This is a genomic window from uncultured Schumannella sp. (assembly GCF_905479755.1).
In the GTDB taxonomy this organism is placed as follows: Bacteria; Actinomycetota; Actinomycetes; order Actinomycetales; family Microbacteriaceae; genus DCRR01.
The window spans coordinates 1-7,658 of the sequence record NZ_CAJQNT010000006.1; the positions used below are offsets into that span (position 1 = coordinate 1).

General features: G+C 65.2%; 6 protein-coding genes and 1 pseudogene. All 7 read right to left on the reverse strand.

Translation table 11 applies throughout. From position 1 onward, the window contains the following. Positions 1 to 116: 116 nt before the first annotated feature. Positions 117 to 344 carry a response regulator transcription factor gene (locus QZ258_RS02060; RefSeq protein WP_294178578.1) on the reverse strand — a complete coding sequence of 76 codons (228 nt, stop codon included), beginning with the start codon at positions 342 to 344 and terminating at the stop codon, positions 117 to 119. A gap of 29 nt (positions 345 to 373) precedes the next feature. After that, positions 374 to 1,606, reverse strand: coding sequence for a sensor histidine kinase (locus tag QZ258_RS02065; RefSeq protein ID WP_294178570.1), 1,233 nt, complete (start codon positions 1,604 to 1,606; stop codon positions 374 to 376). A 142-nt stretch (positions 1,607 to 1,748) separates the two neighbouring features. Then, entirely contained in the window at positions 1,749 to 2,996 is a 1,248-nt protein-coding gene (locus tag QZ258_RS02070) for an IS256 family transposase (RefSeq protein ID WP_294178572.1), read from the reverse strand. Positions 2,997 to 3,221: 225 nt separating this feature from the next. Further along, positions 3,222 to 4,019, reverse strand: coding sequence for an IS21-like element helper ATPase IstB (gene istB / locus QZ258_RS02075; RefSeq protein WP_294178573.1), 798 nt, complete (start codon positions 4,017 to 4,019; stop codon positions 3,222 to 3,224). After that, positions 4,019 to 5,235, reverse strand: a pseudogene (istA, locus tag QZ258_RS02080) (IS21 family transposase). Before istA ends, istB begins: the two are co-directional and overlap by 1 nt. Before the next feature lie 370 nt (positions 5,236 to 5,605). Then, the gene (locus QZ258_RS02085; protein ID WP_294178574.1) at positions 5,606 to 6,457 is read right to left on the reverse strand and encodes a hypothetical protein; all 852 of its coding nucleotides are present in this window, start codon (positions 6,455 to 6,457) and stop codon (positions 5,606 to 5,608) included. Positions 6,458 to 6,486: 29 nt separating this feature from the next. Further along, positions 6,487 to 7,658 (reverse strand): serine hydrolase (locus QZ258_RS02090; protein ID WP_294178576.1); only part of this gene is annotated, 1,172 nt, incomplete at its 5' end.

Here is a 7,658-nt window from a genome sequence, read left to right on the forward strand (position 1 = left end):
CGGACTCGAGATCCTCGCCAAGAGCCGCTTGAGCCTCGTCCCCCAGACAGGAAACGAGGTGACCGACCAACCCGCCCTCGAACTCAGCGCCTAAGCCAACACAACGAAGGATCGCGCTACACCACTACCCGGGACTTGACCTTCTGGCGAATCTCACTCAGCGTAGACAAGCCGTCTCCGTCAGGCATTCTGATGTCGAGCAGAACCACGTCTGGGTTGATTTCGAGAAGCTGCGCGAGTGCGTCATTGCCAGATGAGGCTTCTCCGACGACCGCGATGTCGTTGTCGAGGCGCAGGATCTGTACGAGGCTGAGTCGCACGAGCGCATCGTCGTCGACGATCATCACGCTGGTTGGAGACCTTCTGTCGGAGATCATCTCGTGCCTGCCTTCAGGATGTCTTTTGATGGGAGCAAGCCCTCCTCGAAGCACAGGCGGTAGAGGTCACCGGAGGCGTCAGCGAAAGGGTCGGCTGTGACTGAATAGAAGCGACAGCTGTCAGTCCTTTCGCCGCTGAACTCCGCTTCTTCAGATGGTAGCCGGTCCAGTACAGCTCGTTCCGATGAGCCAATCTCGAGGGCGGTGAATGTTGCTGAATCCAGCAAAGAGCGTTGAGCTCCCTCATAGGTGAACCACTGCGCCCCGATGAAGACGAGCGTCAGAGCGACTGCGGGCACAGCGAAAGCGAGGAGCAGAAGCCGGTTACTCCGTCGGCGACCGCCATCCAGCTGATGCAGAATGTCACCAGCACCGCCTTCGACCTCGAAACCAGAGTCATCTGCGGCGAGCACATAGTGGGGGTTGACGGAGCCCACCTCCGTTTTCGGTATCCGGAGCGACAGCGTAAATCCGTTTGTGTTGTGGATCGCGCGCAGCTCTCCGCCTGCCATCCGGACTCGTTCCTGGAGCGCGACCAGACCCGTCCCCACACGGATGGGGTTCCGTTGCGTCGACGGGGCTCGGTTCTGGATCTCGACGTGCATCCGGGCGTCGTCGAGAATAGCGAATCTCACCTGTATCTGCTCACCGGCAGCGTGTTTGACCGCGTTGGTGATTCCTTCCCGCAGATTCCTGACGATTGTCGTCCGATCAAAAGCGCGAAGGGCCTCGTCGTCCGGCATGTTGTCGATCGTGATATCGACGCCAGAGTGACGCGACTCGGCGATGAGTCCTTGGATCCCGGTCGGGGGCGCGAGTTCAGGGGGTCGGCCGTCACGGAGGGCCTCGACGGAGGCTCCAAGGCGCTGAACCGCGTGGGAGATCTTCTCCCGTGATCTCCCGATGGCGGTGCGTCGCTCTTCGTCGAGATTCGGGTCGAGTTCCCATCTCCCGAGATCCAACGCCACAAGACTCAAGGCGTGCCCGAGGTCATCATGGAGCTCCTCGGCGAGGAGTGCTCTTTCTCGCATCCTGGCCGAAGCGATCTCACGACGGCGAAGCTCCTCGCGCGCCGAGAGTGTCTCTTTGAAATTTGCCGTGGACCTCCGGCGCGCGTCGACCGCGGCCGATAAGAGCCAGGGCAGTACACCGCACACGACAAGGTAGAAAGCCGAGAGCTCCACGTCCGGGGCAGCTTGTGGAAACCACAGCATTCCCAGCGTGAGCAAGCGCACGGAACCCAGTAGCGAGGCGGCTGCAATCGGTAGTGGGCAGCGAAAACCGACCAGCGCTGCCACTCCAATGAGTGGCACGGGGTCACGTCCCGCTGAGTGGTGGAGTTTCTCGACACCGTGCGGTCAGTTGTTTTGATTATGCCGCAGCGAGTTCTGGGATGGGCGTCACCTCCTCGACGGGCGTGGTGCTGACTGCATTCATGGTGGCGAGTTCGAGCATCGAGGCTTCGGAGAAGTAGCGGCGGTCGCCGGCTTCCCACTCGTCATGCTGCTCGATCAGGACCGCTCCGGCGAGGCGCAAGAGGGCGGCCGGGTTCGGGAAGACGCCGACGACGTCGGTGCGGCGTTTGATCTCCTTGTTGACCCGTTCCAGCGGGTTCGTGGACCAGATCTGCCGCCAGTGCCGTTGCGGGAACCCGGTGAAGGCGAGGAGGTCGTGCCGGGCGTCGTCGAGCATCACGGCGACCTTCGGGTGGGAACGCTGAAGCATGCGGGTCACCTCGGCGAACTGGGTCTTCACGTGCTCGGCGTCGGGTTGCGCGAAGATGGTGCGGATGATCGAGGCGACCATCTCCTGGGAGCCCTTCGGCACGACCGAGAGCACGTTGCGCATGAAGTGCACCCGGCAGCGTTGCCAGGAAGCGCCTTGGAACACGGTCCCGATCGCCTTCTTCAGACCGCTGTGCGCGTCGGACATCACCAGCTTCACCCCACCGAGCCCTCGGGCCTTCATCGTGCGGAGGAACGCGGTCCAGAACGCTTCGTTCTCGGTGTCGCCGACGTCGAAGCCGAGGACTTCCCGGCGTCCGTCCGCGGCGACCCCGACGGCGACGACGATCGCTTGGGACACCACCCGGTGGTTGACCCGAGCTTTGCAGTAGGTGGCGTCGAGGAACACATACGGGAACTCGAGCTCTGCCAGGTTCCGGTCCCGGAACACCGCGATCTCCTCGTCAAGGCCCGCGCAGATCCGCGACACCTCGGACTTCGAGAGCCCGGAATCGGCACCGAGCGCCTTGACGAGATCGTCGACCTTCCGGGTCGAGACCCCGTGCAGATAGGCCTCCATCACCACCGCGAACAACGCCTGGTCGACCCGGCGGCGCCGCTCCAGCAGGGCGGGGAAGAACGTTCCCTGCCGCAGCTTCGGGATCGCCAGGTCCAGATCCCCGGCCGTCGTCGTCAACGTCCGAGGCCTCGATCCGTTGCGGTGAGTGGTGCGCTCGCTCGAGCGCTCGAACGGGGCGGCGCCGATGAACGCGGTCGCTTCCGCGTCGATCAACTCCTGATAGAGCTTCTCCGTCGTGACGCGGATTCGGTCGCTGACAGCGGTGAGTTTCAGTTGGGCGAGGAGATCGAGCAGGGCAGACTGGTCAAGAGCCATCGTGTGGTGTCCTTCGTGTGAGTAGCTTTAGTCGGTTCTCACTGACCATCACACGGTGGCTCTTCACGTCGACGAAGCAACGCTCACAAGCGGGAAATCACACCACTCCCCAGGACGTAACCTGGCACGGCGAACCAACCGGACGCGAAAACCGTAGCAAGCAGTGTCGGCGGCGCTTGAATTCTGAACGTTTTCGGCGCTCGAATAGTGAACGGTTGCGGCAGTCTAGCTAGGGGTTTGTTCGGTGGTGGTGCGGATGCTGGGGAGGCTGTCGATGCCCCTGCCTCGGAGGCGGTAGCTGGCGCCTTTGAGGGTGAGGACGTCGGCGTGGTGCACGATGCGGTCGATCATCGCTGCGGCGACGGCTTGGTCTCCGAATACCCCGCCCCAGCCGCTGAACGGCAGGTTGCTTGTGAGGATCAGCGAGGCGTGTTCGTAGCGGGATGAGACGAGCTGGAAGAAGAGGTTGGCGGCGTCTTGCTCGAACGGGAGGTAGCCGACTTCGTCGACGATGATCAGTCCGTAACGGCGTAGCCGCGCGAGCTCGGCGGGGAGTCGCCCGGCTCGGTGGGCGTCGGTGAGGCGGGTGACCCAGTGCGTCGCGGTCGCGAACAACACCCGGTGCCCGTGCCTGGCGGCGACGATCCCCAACGCGGTCGCGAGATGCGTCTTCCCTGTTCCGGGAGGCCCGAGGAGCACGACGTTTCGGGCTTCGGCGAGGAACCCGCCGGAGGCCAAAGCGGCGACCTGGGGCCGAATCGTGGGTTGGGCGTCCCAGGCGAAGTCCTCGAGGGTCTTCCGTCCGGGGAACCCGGCCGCTTTGATCCGTAACTCACCGCCGGACGCGTTGCGCGCCGAGACCTCGCGTTCGAGGACGGCGGCGAGGTAGTCCTCGAATGACCAGCCCGCGTCTCGGGCCTGATCGGCGAGGCGGGTCGCGGCGTCGGTGATGCGTGGTGCTTTCAACGCGCCGGCGAGAAAGGTGATCTGTTTGACTGCCTCGGTGGGTTTCGTGGCGGTCATCAGCTGCTCACCTCGTCAGTGACGAGCCCGAATGCCCGGTCGTAGTCGGCGAGGTCGCGGGCCAAGTCATCGTCGCCGACGGCCGCGAGGCGAGGCTGCTGGAATGCTCGTCTGAGCACCGCGGCCGCGTCGCGGTGCGCAGGATCGGTGATCACCATGCCCCGCGCCCAGACTCGGGCGTGGTCGGCGATGATTCGCCCGTCCAGACGCACCCGAACCCGTTCCAGGTCCGCGGACACATCCACGATCCGGCCGATCGCGCGTGGGTCGACGGAGTAGTCGTTCGTGTCGATGCGGACGTAGTAGTCGCGGCCCAGGCGGATCCGGTTGCGCCATCCCAGATGCAACGGAATCGGCGGTAACGGCAGCATCGCCGCCAGATCCGCCGCAAGCCGATCCGTGGGGGCGGAACCGATCGTGCGCACCACCCGCTGGTTCGCGCGGCCCAGCCAGTCGGTGAACTGCTCGGTGAAATCCGCCGGTGAGGTGAAGGACGTCCCGGCATGAAGGACGTCTCGAACCAGCCGTTACGCCTTTCCACGACCCCCTTGGACTCCGGATCCCGGGGCGGCAGCAGCACCAGCTTGGTGGCCAGCGTCCCCATGAACGCGTCGACTCCGACCGCGTGACGCTTTCCCCGACCGATGCCCGGTTCGTTGTCCCAGATCAGTCGCCGCGGCACCCGACCGAGCTGTTCGATCAGCTCCCACGATCCCAGCAGCAGATCCTCGGTCTTACGGGTCGGGATCATCCTGCCCGCCGCGAACCGCGAATGCGCTGGCGTGATCACCAACACCGGCAGCAGCTTCGATGATCCGTCCTCGAGCGGGATCTTCTTCGGCGGGAACCACAGATCGCATTGCGCCGCGTCCCCCGCCGCCCAGACCAGCCGGTCCGCAGGATCGATCCTTTGCTGCTCCGGCCGCAGCCGCTTCACGTTGTCCCGGAACCAGCGGATCGAGCCCTCCCAGCCCACCCGCTCAGCGAGCACCGTTGCCGGCATCGTCGGCGTCTCCACCAGCAGCTCCCGCACCCGCGCCTCGAATGGCGTGAACGACGTCGGCGCCACCGACCGCTCATACCGAGGCGGCGCATCCGAGCCCACCGCCTTAATGACCGTCGTCCGCGAAATCCCCAACCTCGCCGCGATCTTCGCCTTCGGCTCGCCCTCCGCGACAAGCCTCCGAATCAATGCCCAATCTTCCAAAGTGATCACTCTCCAATCGTTGAGTGTTCACTTTTCAAGCGCCGCAACTGTCCAGTTTTCAAGCGCCGCCGACAAGCAGGAACGCGCAGAACAGCCCCACCAGGACCGCGCGAACAGCTCTGACGGCCCGACCCGTCATGGTGGGCTCCGATGTCGACAGCTTCAGTCCTCGCATACGGATCATCCTCACTCACAGCGACCCGGATAGCACTCGTTACGGGCACAACCCCGTCGAACGTAGAGTTCTGAAGCAGTCGTCTATTCCAAAAGTAAAAGAAGGGCTCCGACCGATGACGGACGTACCGCGGTCGCTACGCTCCTACCGTCGTTGAGCCGGCGTATTCGTGTCGGCGCCGTCTCGACTTCGCAGTTATGTGCGTCAGCTATTGAAGCGATCATCCTCGGCATCGTGCAGGGGCGTCGCTTTGGGTAGTGGTTGGCGGCGCTCCTCGGCGCGCTGCAGGCCGAACTCAAGACGGACCATCCACCCAACTGTGTCGTCCGGTGCGATGACGAGCTCATGGTGCAGAACGGAGTCCGAGAGGATTGATGTTGTGGGTTCGATCGCTACGGTGGGCTCGCGGGTGTAGCGGGAGTTGTCCCACCACAGGCCTAGCGATGCGGGCCACGGTGTGAGCCAGGAGAGGCGCATCCACGAGCCGTCTGAGCGACGCAGCGTGGCGCCGTCCTCAGATGCGGTAGCGGTCGAATACAACTTGAGACATGATCCGGCGTCGAGGGTCGCCAGGAGATCGCCATTCGTCCAGCGCCGCGTTTCACCTTCTTGGGTGCGTAGGTCGGCCACCCCGTCGAGCTCCAAGACAGTTCCAGGCGGAGACGCGAACTGCGGATGAGCGGCCCAGTACCAAGGCGTGGGTGAGGATTCCGCGGAGGTGAGGGTGTACTTGAGGATGAGGCTTCCTGATGCGTCGATCTCGGTGTGGCGGGCGAGCGTAAGTCGGCTCGATGTCAACCGTACGCGCGTCGTGAGGGAGGTCGGCGTCGACGCGGTGACATCCCAGGGCCGGTTCCACACCTCGCCGTGATCCGGCAGTGCCGTGCCGTCCGACGTGATCGACGCGGCGAGCGAAGGTGTCACCTCGTCCCAGCCGCCCATGCCCTCCCGCAGAAACGAGTCGTCTGCCGGATCGGACTCGTCGACCAGCGTCCATTCGTGGCCGACGGCGATGATCGAGCGGATGCGTGCGCCGGTCTCCGGTGCGACGACCACGCGCGTCCCGCCGTGCTCCAACTGCGTCGTCACCCCGCCACCGCCCGCAGAGCGGCGAGCAGCGGCATCCATCGCCGATCCGGGCTCTCACCGAATCTCAGCTCGGTCGATACGTAACCGACCGCTAGACCGCTGTGGCGGTCGGCGAACGCCAGCCGTCCGCCCATGCCGGCGTGGCCGAACGAGTGCGGTCCGAGCATCGGGTTCTCGCGATAGGCGAGGTCGAGTCCCAATCCGTAGTGCATGCGCTCGGTCTGCCCGGGTGCGACGGTCGTCCCGCCCGCCTGATCGGTGGTCGCCTCGTCGAGGAGGTCCGCGCTCAGCAACCGGATGCCGTCGACCTCGCCGATGCATGCCGCATAGAAGCGCGCCAGCGACCTCGCCGTCGCCACCCCGTTTCCGGCGGCGATCTCGGCGGCCCGGAACCGTCGGCTGTTGATGAACTCGCCGCCGCGATCCTCGCCGGGCTGGGGGATTGCGAGCTCCAGGACTTCGCGCACTCCGAGCCACGCTGCGGCGACGATCGGATCGTCGGGTTCCGCGCTCAACGCAAGCGGGCGCGCGGAGTGTGCAGGGCGGAAGTCGGCTCCGCGCTCGGTGGGTGTTCCTATCCAGAGGTCGAGTCCGAGCGGGCCGGAGATCTCGTCCTGGATGAGCGTTCCGATGGATCGGCCGGTGACCCTGCGCACGATCTCGCCGAGGAGGTAGCCGAAGCTGAGTGCGTGGTACAGCCAGTGCCGCCCCGGAGGATGCACAGGCGACCGGTCGGCTAGCATCGCCGCCATCGCAATCGGATCGAGCAGTTCCCGGCGGTCGGTGATGCCGAGGCTGGGGAGTCCGCTCCGGTGCGTCAGCACGTGCCGAACGGTGATCGCGCCCTTGCCGTTCCGGGCGAACTCGGGCCAATACCGGGCGACCGGGGCATCGAGGTCGACGAGACCGCGATCGACCAGACGCAGCAGGGCGACTGCGGTGACGGCCTTGGTGCAGGAGAACACGATGGCGCAGCTCTCTCGCTCCCAGGGTCGCCGGCTGATCGGATCGGTTCCGCCCCAGAGGTCGAGTACCAGCTGGCCGTGTCGGTAGACCGCGAGACTGGTGCCGCCGGTGTCGAGACCGAGCGGGTCTTCGGACCACGCGTCGGCCACGGACTCGTAGCCGGACGCGACGAAGCCCGCGGTCTCGATCACGACGACCTCAG

Coding starts and splice junctions, on each gene's coding strand:
- QZ258_RS02060 (WP_294178578.1), bottom strand. CDS start 344: ATGATCGTCGACGACGATGCGCTCGTGCGACTCAGCCTCGTACAGATC.
- QZ258_RS02070 (WP_294178572.1), bottom strand. CDS start 2,996: ATGGCTCTTGACCAGTCTGCCCTGCTCGATCTCCTCGCCCAACTGAAA.
- istB (WP_294178573.1), bottom strand. CDS start 4,019: ATGACCGCCACGAAACCCACCGAGGCAGTCAAACAGATCACCTTTCTC.